This window comes from Nonomuraea sp. NPDC049152 (assembly GCF_040648355.1).
GTDB lineage: Bacteria > Actinomycetota > Actinomycetes > Streptosporangiales > Streptosporangiaceae > Nonomuraea.
The window spans coordinates 61,741-84,412 of record NZ_JBEZDO010000038.1 but is presented as its reverse complement, the minus strand read 5'-3'; the positions used below and the strand labels follow the sequence as shown (position 1 = coordinate 84,412).

The window sequence follows — 22,672 nt, the reverse complement described above, 5'->3', positions numbered from 1 at the left end:
AAACCTACTCTCAGCCTGGGAACTGCAGGGGAGGCCACACGCGCCTCATGGCTTCCAACAGCGAAAACAATCCCGCGACCGTACCAAACGAGGCCAGCACGGGCGAAATGATTTCAGGGCCGCCCTATCCGAGCAGCCGGGCAAGGCCGTTGGCGGCCATGCAGTCGGGAAGCTGACTCTGAACACGACCTAGACGAGGCGATATTCCGGCCGGAATCCGATCCGTAGGTCAGGCCGTGCGCAGTGAGCGGTCGGCCTCGGCCTGGACGGCGTCCAGCGAGTCGGCGATCTCGGCGCCCGCACCGAGGCCCTGCGCGGCCGTGACCGTCCCGACGGCGGCCACGTCGCCGAACGACAGCAGCGTGGGTACGGTCACCGCCAGGGCGAGCATGCCGAGGTAGTTCTGTGAGCGGGCGGCGCCGTACGAGGAAGCGCCATCCGCCCACGATCGCCTGTGTGAAGGTCTCCTCGAGACAGCGTTCCCGAGATGACCCCGACCTGCCAGATCTGAAAATCACCGAGCGGGGAGGAGACGGCGTCGCAGGTGACAGCCGCCCAGCTTGCCGCGCAGCCACTACCACGCTCGATCGGGTGGATCACCGAGGGTGATGCTGACGGTTCGCCGGCTCGCTGAGGAAATCGACCAGGATGTACGGTGCTACGAAGGAGGGCGGACGCCATATGGCAGACGAGCGGATTACGACAATCGGCAGATGCTATGGATGCAAGCGGACCTTCAGTTTCATCCCTGCGAGCGTGACGACAGCCACGATCGACCCTGAGACCGGCCTTCCTCCCGGCATGACGGTGTTGGGTACCTGGCGCGAGCCGACACCGGAAGCGACGGCCAGATCGGTTGAGGAACCCATCTGCCCCGACTGCGTGCACAAGGCGAAGCGGTTCACCCATTCGCCCGCTCTCCAATTCGAGACGTGGCAGAGCAATCCTGATCGTGGCTGACGGCTAAGTCCGATCGAAGGCGTGGGCTTAGGGTCTGTCTCCTGGATCAGGCGTCAGGGCGCTTCGCTCTCTTTGGTCGAGCGCGTCGAGGACCGCGTCGCACCAGAGGATGTTCTGCTGCTCATACATCCGTCCCCCCATGAGTGTGAGGTAGGGACCGACGCGCTTGGCGTCCCGCAGGTGAGCGGTTTCGCTTTTTCCGTCGAGGAGACGGTCGCGAAGGCGGTCGTAGCGCGCGAGCTTGTTCCTGGCCTGCTCCCGGCGTTCCTCGAAAGCTTTCCGCACCGCGCCCAAGTCGTCGGCACCGGCTGCGAGGAGTTTGACGAGGAGGTCGTCGCGCATCGCGGTCGGTCGGGTCGGCTGGGCGATGAAGATGTGAAGCTCCTCGCGCCCGGCTTCGGTCAGCGCGAACACGCGCTTGTTCGGCCGACGCTCCTGCTCGACCACACGTCCGTGGACGAGCCCGTCGCTCTCGAGGCGCTCGAGTTCGCGGTAGAGCTGCTGCGGCGTAGCCGACCAGTAGTCGGCGACCGACACGTCGAACCGTTTGGACAGCTCGTAGCCGGTGGCCTCCTCGTCCAGCAGGGACGCGAGGACGGCGTGACGAAGCCCCATCTGGACAGCCCTTCCACTCGGGAATAGCCTGATCCGCACCTATTCAACAAAGTGAGTATAGGGATCGAGCCGTGCACCCTTTCCGCGCAGCCGTCGAGGCACGTGACGTCAACGCCGCGCTGGACCTGCTCGCGGAGGACGTCGTCTTCCGTAGCCCGGTCGTGTTCAGCCCGTACCGGGGCCGCGACGCCGTCGCGCCCATCCTCCATGCGGTGTTTCAGGTGTTCGAAGACTTCCGCTACGTGCGCGAGATCGGATCGGACGGCGCGGCCGACCATGCTCTGGTCTTCCAGGCGAACGTCGGGGGACGACAAGTCGAAGGAAGCGACTTCCTCCACACCAGCGAGGACGGCACAATCACCGAGCTCACTGTCATGGTCCGCCCGCTGAGCGCCGTCATCGCTCTGGCCGAAGCCATGCAGGCGCGCCTTGCGCCTGCTGCCGGCGCCGACCGTGGGATGAGCGGTTCATGAACCGGAACGCGGCCATGGAGCTGCTCGAACGGCCACGCGCGGTGCGGAACCAGCGTGCCGTCAACACCGTCTGGACCGATCAACGTTGAGCTCCGACACGGGCGCACTGCCGTACGTGGACGAGCATCAGACCACGATCGCCGCATCACGCGATCTCGTCTGGGCCGCCCTGCGGCGCTATGTGGACTCGTCTCTCCTTGTCAGCGGGCGCAATCCCCTGGCCTGGCTGCTGGGGACCGTGCCCCGCACCGGCTTCGAGGTGTCGCGGGAGGTTCCGCGTCAGCAGCTCAGCATGGCCGGCCGCCACCGGTTCGCCCGTTACCTGCTGGTGTTCGAGCTTGCTGACGTCGCGGGCGGGAAGACCGTGTTGAGCGCCCGGACATATGCACACTTCCCCGGCCCGCACGGCCTCGTCTACCGCGCCTTGGTCATCGGCAGCCGGGCCCATGTCGTAGCCGTCCAACGCATGCTGCGTTCCGTCCGTCGTTCAAGTCTCGGCTGACCTGTCGAGTGGCTCGGATACGGTCCACGGTCTCGCACGGCGGCATCGCGCACCCGACCGGAGCCAAGATCCGGTGCCGTCCAGCCTCCCGGCGTCGTGCCCGATCGCCTACGGCTTGGCGCACCAAGCCGTACCCCTGCGGGGAGTGGTCTTCGATGTCAGTCGTCCACGCCGAGGGGCTCGTCGGCGCGGTCGAGGAGTGCGCGGCGTTCGGGTTCGGAGTGGGCCGCGGCGGCGGCCTGACGGAACAGCGCGGCGGCCCGGGCGCGATCGCCGTGTCGCGCGGTGAGGTCGGCTTCCACGGCGATGGCGAGCGGGTACTCGTCCAGCGCGCCACCTGCGCGGGCCTGGGTGAGCAGGGCCAGTCCCGCCGCCGGCCCGTGCGCGTAGCCGTGCGCCACGGCACGGTTCAGCTCGATCACGGGTGAGGGCTGGATCAGGGCGAGCCGGTCGTACCACGTGGCGATCGCCGGCCAGTCGGTGGCGTCGGCGGAGGCGGCGGTGGCGTGGCAGGCGGCGATCCGGGCCTGGAGCGCGTACGGGCCGTCCTCTGGTGTCCCGGCAAGGATGTGGAGGCCCTCGTCGATCGCGGCGTGGTCCCAGCGGAGCCGATCCTGCTTGTCCAGGGTGAGCAGGTTGCCGTGGCGGTCGCGGCGGGTGTCGCGCCGGGAGTGCTGGAACAGGAACAACGCCAGCAGCGCGGACACCTCGCCCTGGTCGGGCATGAGGTGGTGGAGGAGCCTGGCCAGGCGGATGGCCTCGTCGGCGAACGCGGGCCGTCCGTCGGGGTTGTAGCCGTGGGTGAACAGCAGGTACAGAACTGCCAGAACACCGGGGAGCCGCTCGGTAAGCGCCGCGCCGGTCGGCACCCTGTAGGGGATGCCGGCATCCGCGATCTTCGTTTTGGCCCGGGTCAGGCGCCGGGTCATGGTGGACTCGCTGACCAGGAAGGCCCGCGCGATGTCGGCGGTAGGCACCCCGCCGATCGTTCGGAGCGTCAGCGCCACACGCGCCTCCAAGGCGAGTGCGGGGTGGCAGCAGGTGAAGATGAGGCGCAGCCGGTCGTCCACGACCTCCTCCTCCACTGCGGCGGAGCCCGGATCGGCAGGCGCGAGGACCGCCAGCTCGGCCAGTTTGCGGCGTTCGACCGACGCTCGGCGCAGCACGTCGATCGCGCGGTTGCGGGCCACCGTCATCAGCCAGGCGGCCGGGTTGCCCGGCACACCCTCCTGTGGCCACCGCTGCAGGGCGAGCGCCAGCGCCTCCTGGGCGCAGTCCTCGGCCAGCGTCCAGTCGCCGGTGACACGGATCAGCGCGGCGACGATCCGCGCGTACGCGTCCGCGCTCGCGGCCGCGACGGCCGCCGCGGTCGCAGCCACAGGTGCGGGCGCACGCGCGTCAGTCACGCGTCAGCCGTCCAGGTCGACCAATGGGCGCAGCTCCAGCCGTCCCGCTCGGGCCATCGGGTGGGCGCGGGCGACCTCGATCGCCTCGTCCAGATCGGCGCACTCCAGCAGGTCGTAGCCCACGATCACTTCCTTGGTCTCCGTGAACGGGCCGTCCGAGACCAGGAGCCGGCCGTTGCGGACCCGGACCGTCGTGGCCGCGGACGTCGACGCCAGCACGCTGCCCTCCAAGCGGCGGCCGCGCGCGTCGTTCTCCGACACCCATGCCTCGATGTCGGGCTCGTCGGCCTTGTCGGTGTCAGGCTCGGTGTCGGTGCACACGAACATCATGTACTTCATCGTCGCTCCTCTGTTCCTCGGACTCACCACCATGACGAACGGGCGACCCGGTTCCGGACAACAGGCGCATCCCAATTTTTCCAGAGCCGCGCGCGCGTCCACCGTCACGGGGGTCAGTGGCGGAGGGCCGCCGGGAGGTGGTGCGGGACGTGGATGACCGGGCGAGTGCGGAGCGTCCGGAGGCCGGTCTTCGCCACTGATGGGAGGATGCCGCAGGCCCAGCCCACCAGGCCCACCGCGGCGAATGCGGCCAGTCTCCACGCGTCGGTGCCGGTGATGGTCAGTTCGGCTGTGCCGTTCACCAGGAAGCCGGTCGTGAACATCCAGGCCATCGCGGCCGTAGCCATCGCCGCGGTGAAGCTGCGCGCCCAGGTCGCGAACGCCACGACGGCCACCAGCATCGCCACCACCCGGACCGCGCCCACGGGAAGAAGCAGGGCCGCGACGGAGCAGGCCACGATCGACACGGCGAATCCAGCAGGAAGCAGGTACTGCAACCGTTCACGCATGGCCGCCGCCTCCTCTCACATCGGCGGACCTTCTCCTTCATGGAACACCGCGAAAGGCGGCCGACCGCGCCTCGATACGCGACCCGTACGGCGCTGCCCGGAATCCTGACGGGGTATTGACGCGGACAGGCGGCCGGTGCGGGAGGAGGACCCGGCCTGACCGGGCGCGTGCGGCTCCGGCCATCACCGTTGCAGGTGGGATACCGGTCATTCCTCGGCTCGTGGTGGCGGAGCGCTCGCTGGTTCAGCAGGGCTGGGACCGGTGAGGTGGGCTTGGGCGCAGGTGCGGAAGTCCGCCACGAGGCTCCGACGTCGTCTAGAGGGGGAGCCGGATGTCGAACCGGCAGCCTTCCCCTTCGTTGGCCACGGTGATGTGTCCGTCATGGGCGTTGACGAGACCTTGGGTGATCGCCAGGCCGAGGCCCGCGCCGCCCTCCCTGGTCGGGGTGCGCGCCTTCTCCCCCATGAACGCCACCTCGAACACCCGCCCCAGATCCTCCTCGGGGATCCCTCCGCAGGCGTCCGTGACGGAAAGGGAGGCCTCACCCTCCCGTACGGCGGCGCGGATCACCACCTCACCCCCCGGCGGCGTGTGCCTGATCGCGTTCACCACCAGGTTCCGCAGCGCCCTCCCCAGCGCCCCCACATCGGCGGTCACCGGGACCGTCTCGCAGGTCGCCCGCACCTTCACGCCCTTGGCCACGGCGAGCGCCTCCACACCTGCCACGGTGTCATCCACCAGGTCGCCGAGCCCGATCCTGCAGGGGGTCAGCCGGAGCGCCCCCGCGTGGATGCGTGACAGTTCGAACAGGTCGTTCACCATCGCGGAGAGCCGCTCGACCTCGACCCTGATCTGGGTCGGATAGCGGTGCGTGTCGCCGACGCCGTCCTCCAGCGCCTCTGCCATGGCCCGCATGCCCGCCAGCGGTGTACGGAGATCGTGGCTGACCCACGCCACCAGTTCCCTGCGGGCTCCTTCCAGCGTCCGCTCCCTGGCGTACGACTCCTCCAGCGCCTGGGCGATGTCCCGCAGTTCGGCGGGCAGGCCCGCGGGCGCGACGAAGGACGGCTCCCGCACCGCGGCCGCCAGCCGCCTGCTGGCTCCCACCACCTGCCGCGCGAGGACGAACGCCACACCGAGGCCCACCAGCCCGCCGACGGCCACGACGCTCAGCACGAGGTCCCTCGCCGGCACGTCGATGAGCATCTTGAGGGTGATCGCCGTGACGCCCGCGACGGTGGCCAGGACGGCGACCACCGCGACGACCGCCAGCATGACGCCGATGGAGCGGGTGCGCAGCCGCCACATCACCGCGAGGCCGGCGCCCGCCACGACCATGCCGAGCCCGGCCGTGACAGCGACGATCTCCAGAAAATTCACGACAGTGGCTCGTATCTGTAGCCGACGCCCCACACGGTGACGATCCTTCGCGGAGCGGTCGGATCGGGCTCGACCTTCTCCCGCAGCCTCCGCACGTGGACGGTCACCGTCGACGAGTCGCCGAACGACCACCCCCATACCTGGTCGAGCAGCGCGGCCCTGCTGAAGGCCTGGCGGGGGTTGCGCATCAGGTAGGCCAGCAGGTCGAACTCCCGCGCGGTCAGCATGACCAGTTCGCCGTCCCGCCGTACCTCATGAGCCCCCACGTCCACGACCAGGTCGTCGTCGCGCAGCACCCCGGTGCCGCCGCTGACGGCGGCGGCGCCGCGGGCCCTGCGCAGCACCGACTGCACGCGCAGCGCCAGCTCGCGTGGGCTGAACGGCTTGGTCACGTAGTCGTCTGCGCCGGTCTCCAGGCCGACCACGCGGTCGATCTCCTCGCCGAGGGCGGTCAGCATGATCACCGGGACCGGCCAGCGCTCCCTGAGCTTCCTGCACACGAGCAGGCCGTCGAGCTTGGGCAGCATGAGGTCGAGCACCATCAGGTCGGGCGGGTCGGCGAGCGCGCGCCGCAGCGCCTCCGCGCCGTCGCCCACGCACTCGACGCTGTGGCCGTCACGTTCGAGGTAGCGCGCCACGACCTCGGCGACGGTCGGGTCGTCGTCGACCACGAGAATGCGAGTGCTCACACCGTCACGGTACGGCTAATTCCCTCGCGAACGCATGGTCCACGTCGTACGGTAGGCATATGGGTCGAATGGTCATGCTTGTTGCCGGTGTGCTGCTGGCGCTATGGGTACTTTTCGCCTTCATCCTGCCCATGATCATGGGCCTGCTGAAGCTCGCGCTGATCATCGGCGTGATCGCCGTCGTGGTCTTCGTCGCCGTCGCCCTGGTGGGCAGGACGGCTCGATAGGTGTTCCAACTCGCGCTGATGGATCCCGCCGGTCTCGTCCTGATCACCGGCCTGATCCTGCTCCTGCTGGCGGCCTGGGCCGGCGGCGTGCTCCTCGCCCAGCAGGGCGGCACGCCGAGCTTTCCCATGGCCTACGCCAGGAGGACGGCGTTCCTTCGCCAGCGCGACCCCGGCGCGGCGGGCAGATCGCGGCCGAGAGCTCCGTCATCGCACTCCTCGTAAGCGAAAGAGACCTTTCTATGAGGAGTTGTGATGATCGATTCTTTTGTCATGTTCATCACCGGGTTCGGCGGTAACACCGCGCTGGTGATCGTGCTGTTCACGCTGGCCGTACGGCTGCTGCTGCTTCCGCTCAGCATGCGCCAGGCCAAGGCCGCGAAGGTGCGGCAGAAACTGGCCCCCCAGCTGAAGAAGCTCCAGGAACGGCATGCCCGTAACCCTGAGCGGCTGAGCAAGGAGGTCAACGCCCTCTACGCCAAGGAGGGCACGTCGGCGTTCGCGGGCATCGGGCCCGCCATCGCGCAGATGCCCTTCCTGTGGCTGATGTACCAGGTCGCCACGCACCCGCTGATCGGCACCGACCTGCTCGGCCGGCACCTCGCGGCGGTGGTCGCGCAGTACGGGCTGATCAGCCTTCCCGCGCTGGCCTTCGTGGGCGTCATCGTGGCGATCGCGCTGATCGCCTGGTACACCTCGCGCAGGATGGAGGCGGGGCAGTTCAAGATCTTGAAGCTGCTGCCGTTCGGCACGGTGGTCGCCGCCGCTTTCCTTCCGCTGGCCGCGGGCCTCTACCTGCTCGTCTCGACGGCCTGGACGGCCGCCGAGCGTCGCGTGCTCTATCCGGCCTCCTTGAACGCCGCGACCTGACCGTTGACGATGTGCGGGGCGGGGAGCACGGCCCATACCGTGGTCGTCTCCCCGTCGTGCCGCACGCCCCAGCTCTCCGCGACGTACTCGACTATTCCAAGCCCGCGCCCGCCGAGCGATGACAGTGTCGGACGGCCGGCGCGCGGCTCGGTCGCAGCGCCTCCGTCACTCACCGCCACCTCGACATGATCGTCGCTCCACAGCCACGCCACCCTGACCATGCCAGAGGTCAGCGGACGCGCGTGCCTGAGCGCGTTGCTCAGCAGCTCGCTCACCACCAGAACCGCATCATCGATCGCGGTGGCGAAGACCCCCCACTCCTGCAGGTCAGTGCAGAGACGCTGGCGTGCGACGGCGACGCTGGACAGTGCGTACGGCAACATCACGACGCTCGACACACCCACCTCCCCGCTCCCAGATCCCCCCAGAGGAACGCCCCCGGTACGACCGAAATGCCCCGTTACCCAGTCCCAGAAACCGTGTCTCGATCACAGCTTGTACACATTGGACGATAGATCAGCTCATCCGTGACCGGCTCGTTACCGCCTCGGTGTGTCGGGCGCGATAGTGAGAACGAGCCTCATTCTGGTCCCCCCAGAGGGGCGCGGATGGGCCGTGACCTCGCCTCCTTGAGCCCTCGCGAGGCTCCGCACGATGTAGAGACCGAGCCCCACACCGCCGAATCTGCGCCGGTCACCGCTCTCGGCCTGGACGAATCTCTCGAAGATTCGGTCACGGTCGGCGGGGGCGATGCCGACGCCCTCGTCGTCGACGACCACGACCACGCGCTCGTCCTCTGCCCATGCCGCGACGCTGATCAGACCCCCGTCGGGCGAGTACTTGAAAGCGTTCTCAAGGAGCTGGCCGAGCACGATGTCGGTGGCCAGCGCGTCGCCCCTGACGTCGGGCAGCCCCTCGGGGATGACCACCTCGACCCTGTGCGTGTCGGACAGCACCGGCAGCCCGAGCGTGGCCGCGTGGATGCGCTCGGCGAGGCTGAAGGTCTCGATGCGGACCTTGAGCTCCTCGGCTCCGGCGCGGGCGCCGAGCAGCAGGTGGTCCATGAGCTGGCCGAGCGATCTGGCCCGCTCGGCGATGGTGTGGACGGCGGAGCGCCGTTCGGGATCGGTCAGCTTGTCCCATCGGGCGTCGAGCGTGCTGGCGAACCCCCGCACGATCGTGATCGGGGTGCGCAGCTCGTGGCTGGTCGTGGCCAGGAACAGGTCCTTGGCCTCCTCCAGCTCCTTGGCCGCGGTGATGTCGCGGAAGTCGATCACCATCTCGCCGGTCTCCTCGATCTTCGCGCTGACGACGTCGAGCCAGCGTCCGGTCTCGAGCTGGAAGGTGAGCTTCTCCCCCGGCTCGGGCAGCGGGAACGGCGGCGGCCTGCCGATCATGTCGTCGGCCGCGACCCCGGTGAGCTCTCCCGCGGCGGGGTTCCACTGGATCACCCGCCCCTCCTCGTCCAGCACCGCGATGCCGTCGGCGCTGGCGTCGAAGACGGCGCGCTCGTGCGCCCGCTGGCGCAGCGCCTCCTGGTAGGCCACCGCGTTGCCGACCGCGATGCCCGCGTGCCCTGCCAGCAGTTCCAGCAACTCCAGCTCGACGTGCCCCGGTTTGCGTTTGGCGAACAGGGCGTAGAGCGCTCCATACGGACGCCCGCCCACGGCGGCCAGGCCGAGCGCGATCGTGTGCAGGCCGGGTAATTCGGCCCACACGAGGTCGTCGAGGCCCGTCGACTCCAGCATCACGGTCTTGCCCGTGCGCATCAGCTTGCCCACCAGGCTGCTGCGCAGGTCGGCGGTGGCGTCCCTGAGCGTCTCCGGCAGCTGGTAGGCGCTCACCAGCCGCAGCCGCTCTTTCTCGATCAGCACGAACCCACCCGCGTCGGCTCCCGTCAGCTCGGTGAGGCTGGCCGCGATCCGGTCGAGTACGGCAGGCAGCTCCAGCTCGGCGTTGATGTCGCCGACCACGTCGGTGAGCCTGCGTACCAGCCTGGCCCTGCGCGCCGCCCTGTCGCGCGCGGCGACGTCGTCCCCGGTCGGATGGTGGACGTGCACGTAGCCGACGACGGCGGTGCCCTGGAGCAGTGCGCTGGTGTCGACCCGCACGTCGAGGAGCGTGCCGTCCTTGCGGAAGCGCTTGGTGCGCAGCGAGACCTGACCGCCCGTCCTGACCCTTTCGAGCACCGCGTTGTGCTCGGCGGTCAGCTCGCCGGGGACGAGCGGCGCACGCCGCCCGACCATCTCCTCGGAACTCCATCCGAACAACCGCTCCGCCGCAGGATTCCAGACCAGCACGGCCTGGTCCCTGTCGAGCACGACGACCGCGTTGGGGGCGCTGGAGAGTACGGCTGCGGTGATCTCCTCGTCACCCACCTTTCCATAGTGCCGGTGGCAGGGTCGCTCCGTGGCCTGATCGGTCCGATACGCTGCGGGTTATGTCGGCTGGCGAGCTCGATGCCCTGGTGAGGATCACCTCACCCACCTACCGCGCCGAGCGACCGCCGGATGTCGCCATCGGTACCTACGAGGGCGCGGTGGGCACGCTGGTGCTCGCGGTGACGGGCAGGGGCGTCGTCGCCTGCAGCTTCGACGACGAGCATGCGGTCTTCGAGCGGATCTCGCGGGCCGTCGGCGGGCTCGTGGGTCCCGACCCGCGCCGCCTCGACCCGGTGCGGCGCGAGCTCGACGCCTACTTCTCCAGGCGCCTGCGCGCCTTCACCACCCCCGTCGACCTGCAGCTGGCCACGCCGTTCGCGCGCACGCTGCTGCAGATGACGATGGCCGTGCCGTACGGCACCAGCACCACCACCGGCGACCTGGCGGCCCGCATCGGACGGCCACAGGCGCTCCGCGCGATCGGCAACGCGCTCAACGGCAACCCGGTGTGCGTGATCGTGCCCTGCCACCGGGTCGCCGATCGCGACGGCTACCCCGGCGGGCCCACCGCGCTCGAACGTCTGCTGCGGGTCGAGGGCTAGCGCCGCCGCCTTACCAGGCCGATGATCAGGGTGACCAGGCCCGCGACCAGGAACGCGCCCACGGCCGCGCTCATCCACGGCTGGCGGGTGAAGCCGAGCGCCGCGCGGATGCCGTCCCAGATCGCCGCCCACCACGAGATCGTGGACGGCGCGGCCAGCAGCCACCACGCGCAGAACCCGAGCGCCCACGGGATGGTCATGAGCCAGCGGGAAGGGGCGTTCTCGCTGGTGTTCCAGGTCTTGGCGCTGCCGAGCGCGAAGTAGTCGACCACGAGCACGCCGAGCATCGGCACGAAGACGGCGCCGATGATGCTGAGGAAGGCGCTGTAGGAGTTGACGTCGACGAGGAGCGCCACGCCGATGGTCAGCACCCCGATCGCCACCGAGAAGAGCCGCCGGTCGACGCGCGGCATGAGGTTCTGCAGCGACATGGCCACGGAGTAGACGTTCGCGAACGACTGGTCGGTCTCTCGCAGCACCAGGACGCCGAAGAACAGCGCGCCCAGCGGGGCGGCGACGAACGGGCCGAAGACCGTGGTCGGGTCGTTGAGCACGGCGTCCTGCCCGGCGATCGCGACCGCGTAGACGCCGATGGCCAGGCACGCGACCTGCGCGATCGTGTAGCCGCTCACCACGCCGGTGAAGGCGGCCGAGCTGCTGCGCGAGTGCCTGGCGAAGTCGGCGGCCAGCGGCACCCAGGAGACCGACAGCGCGATCACGAAGTCGACGGCGGGAGCGAAGGCGTCCCAGCTGCCGCCGGTCTGCGTGGGGGCGCTCTGCAGGAGCGTCACAGCGAACCAGACGGTCGAGATGATCACGCCGACCGTGACGACCCGCCTGATCAGCCTGATCGCGCCGAGCGGGTAGATCGTCAGCCCGGTGGTGATCGCACCCGCGATGACCACCCAGACGGCGTACGGCACGGCGTCACCGAAGATCGCCTGGGCTCCCATGGAGATGACCCACAGCTCGAACGCGCCCCATCCGAGCATCTGGATGATGTTAAGCACGGTCGGCACGTAGGACAGCTTGGCCCCGAACAGGCCCCTGAGCAGCACCATCGCCGGCTTCCCCGTCTGGACGCCGGGGATGGCGGCCAGACCGACCATGGCCGTGCCGATGAGACTGCCGACGACGGTCGCGGTGACCGCGGCCGTCATGGTCAGCGGGTTGTCGTCGAGCAGCGGGTTGATGAGGAAGAGGGCGAAGGAGAAGCCGAGGAGGCTGACCCCGAGGTTGGCCCAGAAGGCGCCCTGGTCGAGGACGCCCAGCGTTCTGGGCGGGGCCTCGTCGAGTGTCAGCGGTACTTCGGCATGTTTCGGGTCGACGACATGCGTCATCACACGCTCCCTACGCCGGCATTACCCGGACAGGTTCATGCGGTCGGCAACGGCAGTTGCCCTCTCAGCCCGGTTGCCCCGAGCTCCCGCGGTTTGGACTTGTGAGTGCGGCCGGGATCTGCCCAGCTCGCGCCCCAATGATGCACCATTTGTCCGCGTTCAACCACCCCTGCGGCTCTCCGCTCCCGGCTTCCGCGACACCTGGCGCGTGGGCGCCGCCGGTCAGCGCACCCGCCTCGCTCGCCTGCCCGCCATACCGGGTTTGGCTCGCTCGGAGGATTCGGAGGACTCGCAGTACTTCCGTCATAGTCCGCCACGGCTGACGCCCTGTCGAGGTCGTCCGGGTTCGCGCGGGGGTGAACGGCACCGCGGCCCCCTGAGGACAGTGGCACACACTGGCTTAGTCGCAAACTCCTTGGAGGGTACAGACCTTCTCTGCCATCTTGCGCGCGGAAACAGGCAAGTCGTCCGGGCCGTCCAGCACCGATTCATCAGAGGAGGTGTAGACGAACAGGGCGCTCCCGCGGCGGGCGGCCACCGCGCCGACCTTCATGTCGTACGAGACTGCCAGGTCGCGCTCTCCCGCCACCCAGATGGCCTCGTCGCCGATGCCCTCAAGTACCCTCCCGGTGGGGTTCACGCTCTTGACACACTCCCGCAGCCTCGCCATGACCTCGCTCGCAGCCTCCTTGCTCCGATAGAGGGCGAGCTGTTCGCTGCCGTACTCGGGGGCCGAAGTGGTGTAGACGATCGTTCGCATGTCGGTACGCCCTTCCGCGTCCCTCTCGGTGCCGCAGGCGCCGACCTCGAGCGGGCCGGACAGTTTGTCGTTGAGTTTCACCCAGCTCTCCTCGGGCTCGTCCGGTGAGGTGGTAGGCGTCTTCCTGGCATATGGCTCACCCAGGAGGAAACCCTGGGGGATTTCGCTCGCCACCCTGGTCTCGCTCGTCGCGGTTCCCGTTGCGGTGAGCCCCGTACTGCAGCCTTGCGCGCTCGCCAGCAGGGCCAGCGCCGCACCCACCAAGATCCTCCGTCTGAACATTCCCCCATGATCGCAACTCCTTCCCCTGGGTGCCGGATAACGTGCGCGAGTCACGCAGCGATCGTCTGCACAGACAGGCAGGTCAGCGAGTTCCGCGACCGGCCGGTCAAGGGCGGGGCGGAACAGCGGATCCTGGACACGGTGCTGAAATGAGCCATTCATGCGGTCGGCGACGCGTGGGGGTCACCCTCTCAGCCCGGCCATGCCCGAGCTCCCGCGGTTTCTAGTTTGCGCCGAAATATGACACCTCGGCCCTTTTTGGCAACCACCCCCTCCCACCTCGGCGTCTTCTGGAGGATGTGGTGCGGCGGGTCCGCGAGAATGGTAGGCATGACCGTTCCCGAAATCGATGTGACCGAAATGCCCGCCGGCGCCTTCCTGCTCGACGTCCGTGAGAACGACGAGTGGGCGGCGGGCCACGCCCCCGACGCCACCCACATCCCGCTCGGCGAGCTCCAGGCCCGCGTCGACGAGCTTCCGTCCGGCCCCGTCTACGTCGTGTGCAGGGTCGGCGGCCGTTCCGCGCACGCCGCCGCGTGGCTGAACCACGTCGGCCGCGACGCGGTCAACATCGGCGGCGGCATGCAGTCGTGGGAGATGGCGGGCAAGCCGCTGGTCAGCGAGACCGGCCGGCCCCCGTTCGTCGCCTGACGAGCACCTACTTGAGCAGCTTCGACATCCGGCGGTCGGCCAGGATCTTGCCCTCGGTCTGACACGTCGGGCAGTACTGCAGCGAGGAGTCCGCGAAGGACACCTCGCGGATCGTGTCGCCGCACACGTCGCACGTCTGCCCCGCCCTGTTGTGGACGCGCAGCCCCGACTTCTTCTCCGCCTTGAGGTCCTTGGCGGCCAGCCCGTGGGCCCGCTCCATCGCGTCCCGCAACGTGGTGACGATCGCCTCGTGCAGGTCGGCGATCTGCGCGTCGGTCAGCGTCGCGGCGATCTTGAAGGGCGACATCTTCGCCGCGTGCAGCACCTCGTCGGAGTAGGCGTTGCCGATGCCCGCGATGATCTTCTGGTCTCTCAGCAGGCCCTTGATCTGGGTACGGTTGCCGCCCACGATCTGCTTCAACGCCTGCACGGTGAACTCGGGCACGAGCGGATCGGGCCCGAGCGAGGCGATGCCAGGCACCTCCATCGGGTCCTTGACCACGTAGACGGCCAGGCGTTTCTGCGTGCCCGCCTCGGTCAGCTCGAAGCCGGGCGCCGCGCCCTCGTCGTCGGGCGCCAGCCGTACCCGAACGGCGAGCGGGCCCTTGCCCGGACGGACGGGCTTGGCGCCCGACAGGTCGTCGCGCCAGCGCAGCCACCCCGCCCTCGACAGGTGGGTGACCAGGTGGAGACCGTCGCAGTCGAGGTCGAGGAACTTGCCGTGCCTCGCCACGCCGGTCACCGTCAGCCCGCCGAGCGCGGTGACGGGCGGATCGAAGGTCTTGAGCGCCTGGAAGGCGACCACGTCGACGGCCAGGACCGTGCGGCCGACCGCCTGCTCGCGCAGGAACTCGGCGAGCGACTCCACTTCGGGAAGTTCCGGCATGCGTCCAGATTAAGGCGCGCCCGCCCCCGGCGGCCAACCAAACAGTTGATCAAGTGGCGGTCAGGGGACGTCCCAGAAGGCCAGTTCGTGGCGCATGCCTTCGGTGAACAGCGCCTTCGCCCGGGACAGGTCAGGGGCCGTCTCGTCGATCATCTCGGCGATCCGCGTGGTCAGAGCCGCGAAACCGGGATCGGCGTAGGTGTCGACCCAGGCGCGGTAGCGGCGCTCCTCCGGCTTGTTCTCGGCGAGGATCCGGCCGAGCGTGGAGTACCCCCACATGCACGGGTAGAGCGCGGCGAGCCCTTCGGCGTAGTCGGCGGCCGACTCCAGCAGGAACGCCGTGTACGCGGCGCAGGCGGGCCCTTTCACCGCGCCGTCCAGGTCGGCGCCGAACTCGGCCGACAGCGACCTGTGCAGCGAAAGCTCGTCATGGTAGGTCGTGTGCGCCAGGTCGACCAGGTCTCCGAGGTGCGCGGCGGGCGCCTGCCAGGCCAGCCTGGCGAACACGCGCACGTAGTCGTGCAGGAACAGCCAGTCCTGTTCGAGCCACGACCTGAAGACCTTCTCCTCGAGGTCGCCTCTGCCGATGCCCACGACCGTGGGATGCGCGAGCTGCGCGTCGAGCAGGGGCCGGCCGATGGCGTGCAGTTCCGCGGAAATCGACATATGGGGCAAGTTACCGGTTTCCGGCAGTGAGAGCGGCGGCGCCGAACGACACGCTGAACCGCTTGCACCAGATCGACACGCTGGTGAGGCGGCCGAGGTCGGCTGCGGCCGGAATGGCGTAGTTGGCGTTGCCCTTGTTGCCCTTGAGATGGCCGAGCTCCAGGTACTCGCCGTCGTCGAAGTTGCGCCACGAGTCGGTGACGGGCTGGTCGCTCAGCCACACGCGCAGGTCGGGGCCGTCGGAGGTGGCCAGGCCCTCGATGCGCAGGACCCGCCTGCCGTCAGGGAGCCTGAGCACCTTGGCGACGCCCGAGGTCTTGTGCTCATGAGTCACGAAGTCTCCGGACAGGAGCACGGTCGCCGCGGGAGCCACGCGGGCCCGCGGCACGCTCGGGCTCGGCTCCCCCTGGGACGGGCCGCCCTCGGACGGCCGGCTGGCCGCCGGCGGGTTCGCCTCCCCCGACGGCGCGGTGGCCGCCACGGGGAAGGGCTCGTTCACCTCGACGGTGGTGAAGAGCCGCCACGGCTGGAACAGGTACATCGCGACCCCGAAGACCACCGCCGCGGCGATCCAGGTCAGCGGATGGCGCAAGAGCTTCATGTGTCCACCTGACCACGCGACGCTCCCCTCAACGCTTACGGACCCCTTACGACATAGGGTCGAGGCATGACCGTCACCATCGCCGAAGAGGTCCTGCTTCTCGCCTACCGCGAGGAAGATGGCAAGCCGCTGATCGGCACCACCGAGCTGGGCGCCGCGCTGGGCGGTGCCGTACTCGCCGAGCTGGCCGTCGAGGGCAGGATCGAGCTGTCGCAGAAGAAGGTCGTCGTGAAGGACGCCACCAGAGGCGGCGACGCCGATCTCGACGAAGCGCTGGTCCGCATCGCGGAGGACGGCAAGGAGCGCAAGCCCGCCTGGTGGATCACCAAGCTCGGCAACACCAAGCTGAAGAACCGCCTGCTGACCAAGCTCGCCGACAGCGGGGTGCTGACGCAGGAGCGAGGCAAGGTGCTCGGCATCTTCCCCACGACGCGCTGGCCGGAGGCCGACGCCAGCGTGGAGGCCGAGGTCCGCGAGCGGGTGGCGAGCGCGCTGGCCGGCGCCGACCCCGACGCGCGTACGGCGGTGCTGATCGCGGTCATGCACGCCTGCAAGCTGGACCGCAAGGCCTTTCCAGGGGCGAGCAAGGAACGGATCAAGGAGATCACCGAGGGCGACTGGGCCGGCGAGGCGGTCGCCAAGACCATCGCCGACATCAACGCGGTCATCGTGATCGCCGCGACCAGCGCCGCCATCGGCGCCGCCACGAGCACCGCCGGCTGACCCGGCCCCCGGAAGAGCGGGGCGAGATCAGCCCTTGTCGAGGGCGTCCTTCGGGACCGGCTTGTCCTCCTTCAGCGCGTCGAACAGCTGCGTCGCCCGCGCGGTGTCCCACTTGACCGCCTGCCCGCCCGCGACGCTCTCGTTCCCGCCGAACGGCACCACGGTCGTCACGGGGTCGCCCCCCATCGCCAGCCCGAGCGACAGCAGGTCGAACGCGCCGCTCGACCCGTCGACCCGCACCGCGTCCGTCGCGCCGATCGCCAGCGGGATCGACGTGAACGGGTTGATCAGCACGCCGGGGCTGGCCGCCTTCTTCACGACCGCGCTGAGGAACTGCCGCTGCCGCTTGGTCCGCTCGAAGTCGGGCAGCGCCCCGCCCTTCCTGGTGCGGACGTAGCCGAGCGCGGTGCCGCCGTCCATCTCCTGGCAGCCCTTCTTGAGCTTGAGCCCCGCCTTGGGGTCGTTGATCGCGTTCTTGACGCAGATCTCCACGCCGCCCACCGCGTCGACGATGCCGACGAACCCGGCGAAGCCGACCTCCATGTAGTTGTCGACCCTGATGCCGGTGACGTTCTCGACCGTGCGGGTCAGCAACTGGGGGCCGCCGATGGCGAAGGCCGCGTTGAGCTTGTTGCGCCCCTGACCGGGGATGCTGACCGCGGAGTCGCGGGGCAGGCTGACCAGGGTGGGCCGGTCGCCGCCCTCGGGGATGTGCAGCAGCATCATCGAGTCGGTGCGCTGGCCGATGGCCCTTCCCGTGGCGAGCTTCTTGCGGTCGGCCGCGGACAGGCCCTCGCGGCTGTCGGAGCCGACGAGCAGCCAGTTGGTGCCGGGGGTGTCGGCTGGGCGGCCCGGGTAGTCGTCGAGCACGCGGTCGACGGTCCTGATCCGCCCGTTGATCCAGAAGAACCCGACCACGGCCAGCACCAGCAGGACGGCGACCAGGGCTGCGATGATCTTCAGGATCGTCCCGCCCTTGATCCGGCCGCGCAGCCGGGGCCCCCGGGGCTCGCGGGGCTCCTTCGGCGGCTTGCCGAGCGGGCGGACCGGGCTGTCGCCCGAGCGGGCTTTGCCGTACACACGCGAAGAGGACCGCGGCTGCTCGGGCATGGGGGGCTGCTCGTTGACCCTCGTGGGCTCCGCGCCTGGGACCTGGTGCGCGGGCGCGCCGCCTGAGCGCAACGATCCGTCCTGCCGTCTGGGCAGCGGGCGGGCGTCACCTGGCGAGCGCATGGCTCTGGTGCGGTCGTCCTCGGTCACGTCGTTTTCTCCCCCTCGCTATGGATTCGACGGTACTTCGTACCTCCCACCAGTGCAGACTGCTCGGCAAGGTTTTCCCATGGAAAAGTACGCAGACAAGCCCCGGAGTCCCTCCGGAAACATCTGACGCCACCTCGGTCGTTACGGTTTTGTGGACGACCTCGACCGAAAGGATGATCGTGTCCGCTCCGGACCCATGGAGTACTGGCCCGTGCATTCGCACGGGACCCTCTGAGAGCTCGAAATGAGCGCCTATCTCGGCATTCTCGCCCTCTTCCTTCTCACCGCGGCGACCGGTTACTTCGTCGCCCAGGAATTCGCCTTCGTCGCCGCTGACAGGGGCCTGCTGCGCGAGCAGGCGAACGCCGGTGACGCGGCCGCCGAGCGGGCGCTGCGGGTCACCTCACGTCTGTCGTTCATGCTCTCCGGCGCGCAGCTCGGCATCACCGTCACCGCCCTGCTCGTCGGTTTCCTCGCCGAACCCGCGATCGCGACGCTCGTCCGGCCCCTGCTCGGTGACCTGCCCGCGGCCTTCTCCGTGGCCGTCGGCGTCTTCGTGGCGACCGTCATCCAGATGGTCTTCGGCGAGCTCGCCCCGAAGAACCTCGGCATCGCCAAGCCCGAGCCCGTGGCCAAGTTCCTGGCCCGTTCGACGCTGATGTACCTGACGATCGCCGGCCCGGTCATCAAGCTCTTCGACTCCGCCGCCACCGGCCTGCTGCGCCGCCTCGGCGTCGAGCCCGTGGAGGAGGTCGAGCACGGCGCGACCCCTGAGGAGCTGTCCAGGATCATCGCCGAGTCGACCCAGGCGGGCGAGCTGCCACCGAGGCTGTCCGACCTGCTGGAGCGGGCGCTGGAGTTCGGCGACCGCATCGCGGAGGAGGCGATGGTCCCCAGGCCCCGCGTGGTCGTGCTGCGCGACGACCACACGATCTCCGACCTCATCGAGACGATGAGGGAGTGCGGCCACTCGCGCTACCCGGTGCTCGGCCCCGAAGGCGACGTGGTGGGCGTGACGGGCGTGCGCGAGCTGCTGGCCTCCGGTCTGGAGGACGGCCCCGTCAGCGCGATCACCCGGCCCGCGGTGCTCGTCCCCGACTCGCTGCCGCTGCCGCTCGTGCTGGAGCGGATACGCGCCGCCAAGGACGAGCTCGTCTGCGTCATCGACGAGTACGGCGGGCTCGCCGGCGTCATCACCGTCGAGGACCTGGCGGAGGAGCTGGTCGGCGAGCTCGTCGACGAGAACGACCCCGAGCCCGTCGGCGCGATCGAGCGGCCCGGCGGCGTCTGGGACGTCCCAGGCACGCTCAGGCTGGACGAGGTCGAGCGGGCCACGGGCATCGCGCTCCCCGAGAGCGACGACTACGACACCGTGGCGGGCCTCGTGCTCGCCAGGCTGGCCAGGATGGCCGAGCCGGGCGACAAGGTGACCGTGGAGCTCGTCACCGACCCCGACCCGTTCGAGGACGACGCGCCCGACTCGGAGGCCGTCCTCACCGTGCTCTCCCTGCACCGCCGCGTTCCCGAGTGGGTACGGCTCGCCCCCGTCCAGCACCACGCGGAGGTGGGCAAGTGAACCCGCTCACCATGATCGTCGTCAGCGTCGCGCTGCTGGCCTTCAACGCGCTGTTCGTGGCCGCCGAGTTCGCCTTCGTGTCGCTGCGCCGACACCGCCTGGAGGAGATCGCCTCCGGCAGCGGCAGGCTGACCAGGTTCGTCGCCAAGTCGGCGGTCGGCGGCGGCAAGCAGCTGCCGCTCATGCTGGCGGGCGCGCAGCTCGGCATCACGCTCTGCACACTCGGCCTCGGCATGGTGACCGAGCCCGCGATCGAGCACTACCTGGAGCCGGTCTTCGGCTGGATGGGCCTGCCCGAGGGGCTGCGGGTGCCGATCTCGCTGACCATCGCGCTGGCCCTGATCACGTTCCTGCACATGGTCGTCGGCGAGATGGCGCCCAAGTCGTGGGCGCTGACCCACCCGGAACTGGCCGCGATGCTGCTGGCGGCGCCCTTCCGGGCCTTCACATGGCTGGTACGCCCCCTGCTGTGGGTGCTGAACGGCGTCACCAACCTGATCCTGCGCCTGTTCGGCGTGCACGCCCGCGACGAACTGGCCACCACCAGGACGCCTCGCCAGCTGGCCATGCTGGTCGGCGAGTCGGGCCGGATGGGCCTGCTCGACCGCGACGAGCACGACCTGCTCACCAGGGCGCTGCGGCTGGAGGCCGAGGGCATCGAGCGGCTCATGGTCCCGATCGACAGGGTCGTCATGGTGCCGGCCGACGCGGGCTCCGACCAGATCAAGCGGACCGCGGGCGAGACCGGGCACCTGCGGCTGCCGGTCGGCACGCCGTCCGACATCAAGGGTGTGCTGCACGCGCGCGACGCCGTACTCCGCCGCGAAGCGACGGCTGGAGAGCTGGCGCGGCCGCTGCCGCGCCTGCCGTGCGTGACGCAGGTGCCGGAGGCCGTGGCGGCCCTTCAGGACGCGCGAGCGCATCTGGGCCTGGTCACCGCGGGCGACCTGTCGGTCATCGGCATGGTGAGCCTGAGCGACCTGCTCGGCGAGCTGCTGGACACCAGGGCGGCATGACCCGACTCCCCGGTCTCCGAGGTTCCCGACCCCGGAGGCCGGGAGAGTTCACTCGTCGCACAGGCAGAAGAAGGCCTTGCCCTTGTCCTCCGGCCGCTGGGAGGTCACGACCTTGACGCCCTTCGCCTTGTCGCGCAGTTCGCGGAGGATCCCGTCGAGGATCGCCTCTCCGTTGAGCAGGGCCTCGTACGGCTCGATCCTCTTCCAGAATCCCGGCAGGTCGGCGGCTCCGTGGCCGTTCGGCGAGCCGTCGAGATGCCACTCGTAGTCGTCGAGCGGGATGACCCCTCCCTTCGCCGGCTGCTGGTTCTTGTTCAGCTTCTCCTGGATCTTCTTGATGCCGTCCGGCAGCTCCCCGCATGACAGCGCGTACCACCAGTAGATGACCGAGGTGTGGGCTCCGGTGAGGCGCACGGCGAGATGGATTTTCATGATGTTCTGACCGCTCGTGTCGCACAGGCACGTGAGGTGGAAGTCGAAGAACTCCTTCGTCACGTAGTTGTAGACGATCAGGTCGTTGCTGGCGGTGCCGGCCTCGAGCTTCAGGCCTTGGGGCTCCAGCGCCTGCTGGGCCCGATTGAACGCGGCGACCGCCTGTTCCCACAGCTTCCTCGGCACCTGAAGGGTGACACCGTGCCCGGGCAGGGAGGGAGTCAGGGGCATGCCGGGGAAGGGAGGGGGCGCGGCCGTGACCGTCTCCTCTTCCTCCTCGTCTTCCTCATCCGGCGGCGCGATGACGCATGGCGAGTCCGGCGGAATGTCGACGAGGAAGTAGCCGCTGGTCCATCTCTCGCCTTTCGACGGAGACTTGAGCTCGGCGACCGCTTCGCTCAACTGCTTGGTCTTCGGATGCTTCGTAGAGGCGTCAGGGAGCTGAATGATCTTGTAGTGGAAGGTGAAGAAGAAGCGGTCGTGGACGTAGTCGTACATCAGCCTGACCTTGTCGGTGACGCCGCCGACGGTCAGCTCGTACACGCCTGTCTCGACGATCTTCTGCTGCTTGTCCCGCTGCCTGCCCGCGATGCCCCCCTCGCGCTCCTCCTCCCAGAAGTCGTGATACGCCTTGCCTCTCGCCAGGGACCAGCTCTCGGGCGCCTCCTTCATCCGCGGCAGCAGGCCGAGCTCGTTCTGGTGCCACGACCGGAGACCTCCCGAGGCCTTGGGCTCGGTGTCCCTCTTCGACCCCTTGTAGACGACGCCTGACACGGTCCGCCTGTTGCGTACCTCCAGGATGATCATCACGGCCGAGGGCGGCAGGTGCTCGAGGTCGATGACCAGGATGGGCAGTCCCTTGTGGGAGACGATCTTGCCGCCGAGGCTGCTGTGCGTGACCGCGCCGGTGGGCGGTTCGAGGCTCAGCTCCCCGCCGGCCGACACGTGGTACTCGTCGTGCGACCGCTTGGCGAACAGGTGGAGGATGAGGTCGTCCTCACCCATCAGATGGAAGTCCGCGACCTTGCGCTGCCCGGCGAAGTGGACGACGAGACCGTAGTAGGCGTTCAGATCCTCCACCAGCGTGTCCTCGAAGTACTGGTGGAGAGCCACGCCGCGCTCTTCGAGGTCGGCGATCTCCTGGATCATCGCGGTGATCCGATTCCTCAGCTCCTTCAACCGGTCCCGGACGGGCCGCATCTTCTCGGACTTCCAAAGCTTCGACCCGGCCTTCGCCCGGATGAACTCCGTGAGAACCTCGAGGTTGGCCCAGGCGGCCTGCCTGAGCGACTGCTCGCCCCTCTCGAACCGCGGTGGCGGCCCCTCCTCCGCGGACGGCGCCTGAGGCTGTGGCGCTGGAGGGTCAACACCCGCCGCGGCGACGGCCTGCCCAAGCGGGGCATCGGTCAGAGCAGTCTGAGGGAGCGGCGTCTGAGGAACCGCCGTCTGAGGAAGCGGCGGAGGAGGAACCGCCGCCTGGGGAACCGGCGTCCGCGGGAGGACCGCGTCCGCCGGCGCGAAGTCCTCG

At 69.2% G+C, this 22,672-nt stretch carries 26 protein-coding genes and 1 riboswitch; of the genes, 10 read left to right on the top strand and 16 right to left on the bottom strand.

Going from position 1 to position 22,672, the window contains the following annotated elements:
* Positions 1-229: 229 nt before the first annotated feature.
* Positions 230-391, bottom strand: a complete 162-nt coding sequence (locus AB0B45_RS44070) for a hypothetical protein (RefSeq protein WP_358143794.1) — start codon at positions 389-391, stop codon at positions 230-232.
* 596 nt (positions 392-987) lie between these two features.
* Positions 988-1,614 (bottom strand): PadR family transcriptional regulator, encoded by a 627-nt coding sequence (locus AB0B45_RS44065; RefSeq protein WP_358143792.1) that lies wholly within the window; start codon positions 1,612-1,614, stop codon positions 988-990.
* 32 nt (positions 1,615-1,646) lie between these two features.
* On the opposite strand from AB0B45_RS44065, the gene AB0B45_RS44060 reads away from it, so the two are divergent.
* Together AB0B45_RS44060 and AB0B45_RS44055 are read left to right on the top strand one after the other, a co-directional pair.
* Entirely contained in the window at positions 1,647-2,048 is a 402-nt protein-coding gene (locus AB0B45_RS44060) for a nuclear transport factor 2 family protein (protein ID WP_358143790.1), read from the top strand.
* A gap of 115 nt (positions 2,049-2,163) precedes the next feature.
* Positions 2,164-2,550 (top strand): hypothetical protein, encoded by a 387-nt coding sequence (locus AB0B45_RS44055; RefSeq protein WP_358143788.1) that lies wholly within the window; start codon positions 2,164-2,166, stop codon positions 2,548-2,550.
* A 158-nt stretch (positions 2,551-2,708) separates the two neighbouring features.
* Here AB0B45_RS44055 and AB0B45_RS44050 read toward each other — a convergent pair whose 3' ends face one another.
* From AB0B45_RS44050 to AB0B45_RS44030, 5 genes are all read right to left on the bottom strand, one after another.
* Positions 2,709-3,956, bottom strand: a complete 1,248-nt coding sequence (locus AB0B45_RS44050) for a sigma-70 family RNA polymerase sigma factor (protein ID WP_358143786.1) — start codon at positions 3,954-3,956, stop codon at positions 2,709-2,711.
* Between the two features lie 3 nt (positions 3,957-3,959).
* Positions 3,960-4,295: a YciI family protein gene (locus AB0B45_RS44045; protein WP_358143784.1), complete on the bottom strand. Its 336-nt coding sequence runs from the start codon at positions 4,293-4,295 to the stop codon at positions 3,960-3,962.
* 113 nt (positions 4,296-4,408) lie between these two features.
* On the bottom strand, positions 4,409-4,804 hold the full coding sequence (locus AB0B45_RS44040; RefSeq protein WP_358143782.1) for a hypothetical protein: 396 nt from the start codon (positions 4,802-4,804) through the stop codon (positions 4,409-4,411).
* A gap of 316 nt (positions 4,805-5,120) precedes the next feature.
* Positions 5,121-6,185 carry a HAMP domain-containing sensor histidine kinase gene (locus AB0B45_RS44035; protein ID WP_358143780.1) on the bottom strand — a complete coding sequence of 355 codons (1,065 nt, stop codon included), beginning with the start codon at positions 6,183-6,185 and terminating at the stop codon, positions 5,121-5,123.
* Complete coding sequence (locus tag AB0B45_RS44030; protein ID WP_358143778.1) at positions 6,182-6,874, bottom strand: response regulator transcription factor; 693 nt, start codon at positions 6,872-6,874, stop codon at positions 6,182-6,184. Before AB0B45_RS44030 ends, AB0B45_RS44035 begins: the two co-directional genes overlap by 4 nt.
* Positions 6,875-6,933: 59 nt before the next feature.
* On the opposite strand from AB0B45_RS44030, the gene AB0B45_RS44025 reads away from it, so the two are divergent.
* From AB0B45_RS44025 to yidC, 3 genes are read left to right on the top strand one after another with little or no spacing between them, the layout of a single operon-like run.
* A complete protein-coding gene (locus AB0B45_RS44025; RefSeq protein WP_358143776.1) occupies positions 6,934-7,101 on the top strand; it encodes a hypothetical protein in 168 nt (55 codons plus the stop codon).
* A complete protein-coding gene (locus AB0B45_RS44020) occupies positions 7,102-7,323 on the top strand; it encodes a DUF6412 domain-containing protein (protein WP_358143774.1) in 222 nt (73 codons plus the stop codon).
* 30 nt (positions 7,324-7,353) lie between these two features.
* Positions 7,354-7,968, top strand: a complete 615-nt coding sequence (gene yidC, locus AB0B45_RS44015; RefSeq protein WP_358143772.1) for a membrane protein insertase YidC — start codon at positions 7,354-7,356, stop codon at positions 7,966-7,968.
* Here the strand turns inward: yidC and AB0B45_RS44010 are convergent.
* Entirely contained in the window at positions 7,938-8,366 is a 429-nt protein-coding gene (locus tag AB0B45_RS44010) for an ATP-binding protein (protein WP_358143770.1), read from the bottom strand. The genes yidC and AB0B45_RS44010 overlap by 31 nt on opposite strands.
* 141 nt (positions 8,367-8,507) lie before the next feature.
* Positions 8,508-10,346, bottom strand: a complete 1,839-nt coding sequence (locus AB0B45_RS44005; protein ID WP_358143768.1) for a PAS domain S-box protein — start codon at positions 10,344-10,346, stop codon at positions 8,508-8,510.
* 62 nt (positions 10,347-10,408) lie between these two features.
* On the opposite strand from AB0B45_RS44005, the gene AB0B45_RS44000 reads away from it, so the two are divergent.
* Complete coding sequence (locus tag AB0B45_RS44000; RefSeq protein WP_358143766.1) at positions 10,409-10,951, top strand: methylated-DNA--[protein]-cysteine S-methyltransferase; 543 nt, start codon at positions 10,409-10,411, stop codon at positions 10,949-10,951.
* Here AB0B45_RS44000 and AB0B45_RS43995 read toward each other — a convergent pair.
* Positions 10,948-12,291 (bottom strand): cytosine permease, encoded by a 1,344-nt coding sequence (locus AB0B45_RS43995; protein ID WP_358143764.1) that lies wholly within the window; start codon positions 12,289-12,291, stop codon positions 10,948-10,950. The two genes, AB0B45_RS44000 and AB0B45_RS43995, sit on opposite strands and share 4 nt — an antisense overlap.
* Positions 12,281-12,391: riboswitch (TPP riboswitch) on the bottom strand. It overlaps the preceding gene by 11 nt.
* 300 nt (positions 12,392-12,691) lie before the next feature.
* Positions 12,692-13,333 (bottom strand): hypothetical protein, encoded by a 642-nt coding sequence (locus AB0B45_RS43990; protein ID WP_358143762.1) that lies wholly within the window; start codon positions 13,331-13,333, stop codon positions 12,692-12,694.
* A 321-nt stretch (positions 13,334-13,654) separates the two neighbouring features.
* On the opposite strand from AB0B45_RS43990, the gene AB0B45_RS43985 reads away from it, so the two are divergent.
* Positions 13,655-13,984 (top strand): rhodanese-like domain-containing protein, encoded by a 330-nt coding sequence (locus tag AB0B45_RS43985; protein ID WP_358143760.1) that lies wholly within the window; start codon positions 13,655-13,657, stop codon positions 13,982-13,984.
* 7 nt (positions 13,985-13,991) lie between these two features.
* Here AB0B45_RS43985 and AB0B45_RS43980 read toward each other — a convergent pair whose 3' ends face one another.
* From AB0B45_RS43980 to AB0B45_RS43970, 3 genes are read right to left on the bottom strand one after another with little or no spacing between them, the layout of a single operon-like run.
* Positions 13,992-14,870 (bottom strand): DNA-formamidopyrimidine glycosylase family protein, encoded by an 879-nt coding sequence (locus tag AB0B45_RS43980; RefSeq protein ID WP_358143758.1) that lies wholly within the window; start codon positions 14,868-14,870, stop codon positions 13,992-13,994.
* Between the two features lie 60 nt (positions 14,871-14,930).
* Positions 14,931-15,536: a TenA family protein gene (locus AB0B45_RS43975; RefSeq protein ID WP_358143756.1), complete on the bottom strand. Its 606-nt coding sequence runs from the start codon at positions 15,534-15,536 to the stop codon at positions 14,931-14,933.
* 10 nt (positions 15,537-15,546) lie between these two features.
* Entirely contained in the window at positions 15,547-16,137 is a 591-nt protein-coding gene (locus tag AB0B45_RS43970) for a DM13 domain-containing protein (protein WP_358143754.1), read from the bottom strand.
* 66 nt (positions 16,138-16,203) lie between these two features.
* Here AB0B45_RS43970 and AB0B45_RS43965 point away from each other — a divergent pair, with 66 nt between their 5' ends.
* Complete coding sequence (locus AB0B45_RS43965) at positions 16,204-16,860, top strand: GPP34 family phosphoprotein (RefSeq protein WP_358143752.1); 657 nt, start codon at positions 16,204-16,206, stop codon at positions 16,858-16,860.
* A 27-nt stretch (positions 16,861-16,887) separates the two neighbouring features.
* On the opposite strand, the gene AB0B45_RS43960 is transcribed toward AB0B45_RS43965, so the two are convergent.
* The gene (locus tag AB0B45_RS43960) at positions 16,888-18,120 is read right to left on the bottom strand and encodes an LCP family protein (RefSeq protein ID WP_358143750.1); all 1,233 of its coding nucleotides are present in this window, start codon (positions 18,118-18,120) and stop codon (positions 16,888-16,890) included.
* Positions 18,121-18,364: 244 nt separating this feature from the next.
* Between AB0B45_RS43960 and AB0B45_RS43955 the strand changes: the two genes are divergently transcribed.
* Positions 18,365-19,696, top strand: coding sequence for a hemolysin family protein (locus AB0B45_RS43955; protein ID WP_358143748.1), 1,332 nt, complete (start codon positions 18,365-18,367; stop codon positions 19,694-19,696).
* Positions 19,693-20,712: a hemolysin family protein gene (locus tag AB0B45_RS43950; protein WP_358143746.1), complete on the top strand. Its 1,020-nt coding sequence runs from the start codon at positions 19,693-19,695 to the stop codon at positions 20,710-20,712. The genes AB0B45_RS43955 and AB0B45_RS43950 overlap by 4 nt, the downstream gene beginning before the upstream one ends.
* A gap of 48 nt (positions 20,713-20,760) precedes the next feature.
* Here AB0B45_RS43950 and AB0B45_RS43945 read toward each other — a convergent pair whose 3' ends face one another.
* A complete protein-coding gene (locus AB0B45_RS43945) occupies positions 20,761-22,293 on the bottom strand; it encodes a hypothetical protein (protein ID WP_358143744.1) in 1,533 nt (510 codons plus the stop codon).
* Between the last annotated feature and the right edge of the window lie 379 nt (positions 22,294-22,672).

Bases quoted from the DNA above. Each gene is read 5' to 3' on its own strand.
- AB0B45_RS44045 (WP_358143784.1), bottom strand. From the start codon at position 4,295: ATGAAGTACATGATGTTCGTGTGCACCGACACCGAGCCTGACACCGAC.
- AB0B45_RS43955 (WP_358143748.1), top strand. From the start codon at position 18,365: ATGAGCGCCTATCTCGGCATTCTCGCCCTCTTCCTTCTCACCGCGGCG.
- AB0B45_RS43985 (WP_358143760.1), top strand. From the start codon at position 13,655: ATGGTAGGCATGACCGTTCCCGAAATCGATGTGACCGAAATGCCCGCC.
- AB0B45_RS43965 (WP_358143752.1), top strand. From the start codon at position 16,204: ATGACCGTCACCATCGCCGAAGAGGTCCTGCTTCTCGCCTACCGCGAG.
- AB0B45_RS44000 (WP_358143766.1), top strand. From the start codon at position 10,409: ATGTCGGCTGGCGAGCTCGATGCCCTGGTGAGGATCACCTCACCCACC.
- yidC (WP_358143772.1), top strand. From the start codon at position 7,354: ATGATCGATTCTTTTGTCATGTTCATCACCGGGTTCGGCGGTAACACC.
- AB0B45_RS43975 (WP_358143756.1), bottom strand. From the start codon at position 15,536: ATGTCGATTTCCGCGGAACTGCACGCCATCGGCCGGCCCCTGCTCGAC.
- AB0B45_RS44070 (WP_358143794.1), bottom strand. From the start codon at position 391: ATGCTCGCCCTGGCGGTGACCGTACCCACGCTGCTGTCGTTCGGCGAC.
- AB0B45_RS43995 (WP_358143764.1), bottom strand. From the start codon at position 12,291: ATGACGCATGTCGTCGACCCGAAACATGCCGAAGTACCGCTGACACTC.
- AB0B45_RS43990 (WP_358143762.1), bottom strand. From the start codon at position 13,333: ATGTTCAGACGGAGGATCTTGGTGGGTGCGGCGCTGGCCCTGCTGGCG.
- AB0B45_RS44040 (WP_358143782.1), bottom strand. From the start codon at position 4,804: ATGCGTGAACGGTTGCAGTACCTGCTTCCTGCTGGATTCGCCGTGTCG.
- AB0B45_RS43980 (WP_358143758.1), bottom strand. From the start codon at position 14,870: ATGCCGGAACTTCCCGAAGTGGAGTCGCTCGCCGAGTTCCTGCGCGAG.
- AB0B45_RS44025 (WP_358143776.1), top strand. From the start codon at position 6,934: ATGGGTCGAATGGTCATGCTTGTTGCCGGTGTGCTGCTGGCGCTATGG.
- AB0B45_RS43970 (WP_358143754.1), bottom strand. From the start codon at position 16,137: ATGAAGCTCTTGCGCCATCCGCTGACCTGGATCGCCGCGGCGGTGGTC.
- AB0B45_RS43945 (WP_358143744.1), bottom strand. From the start codon at position 22,293: ATGATCCAGGAGATCGCCGACCTCGAAGAGCGCGGCGTGGCTCTCCAC.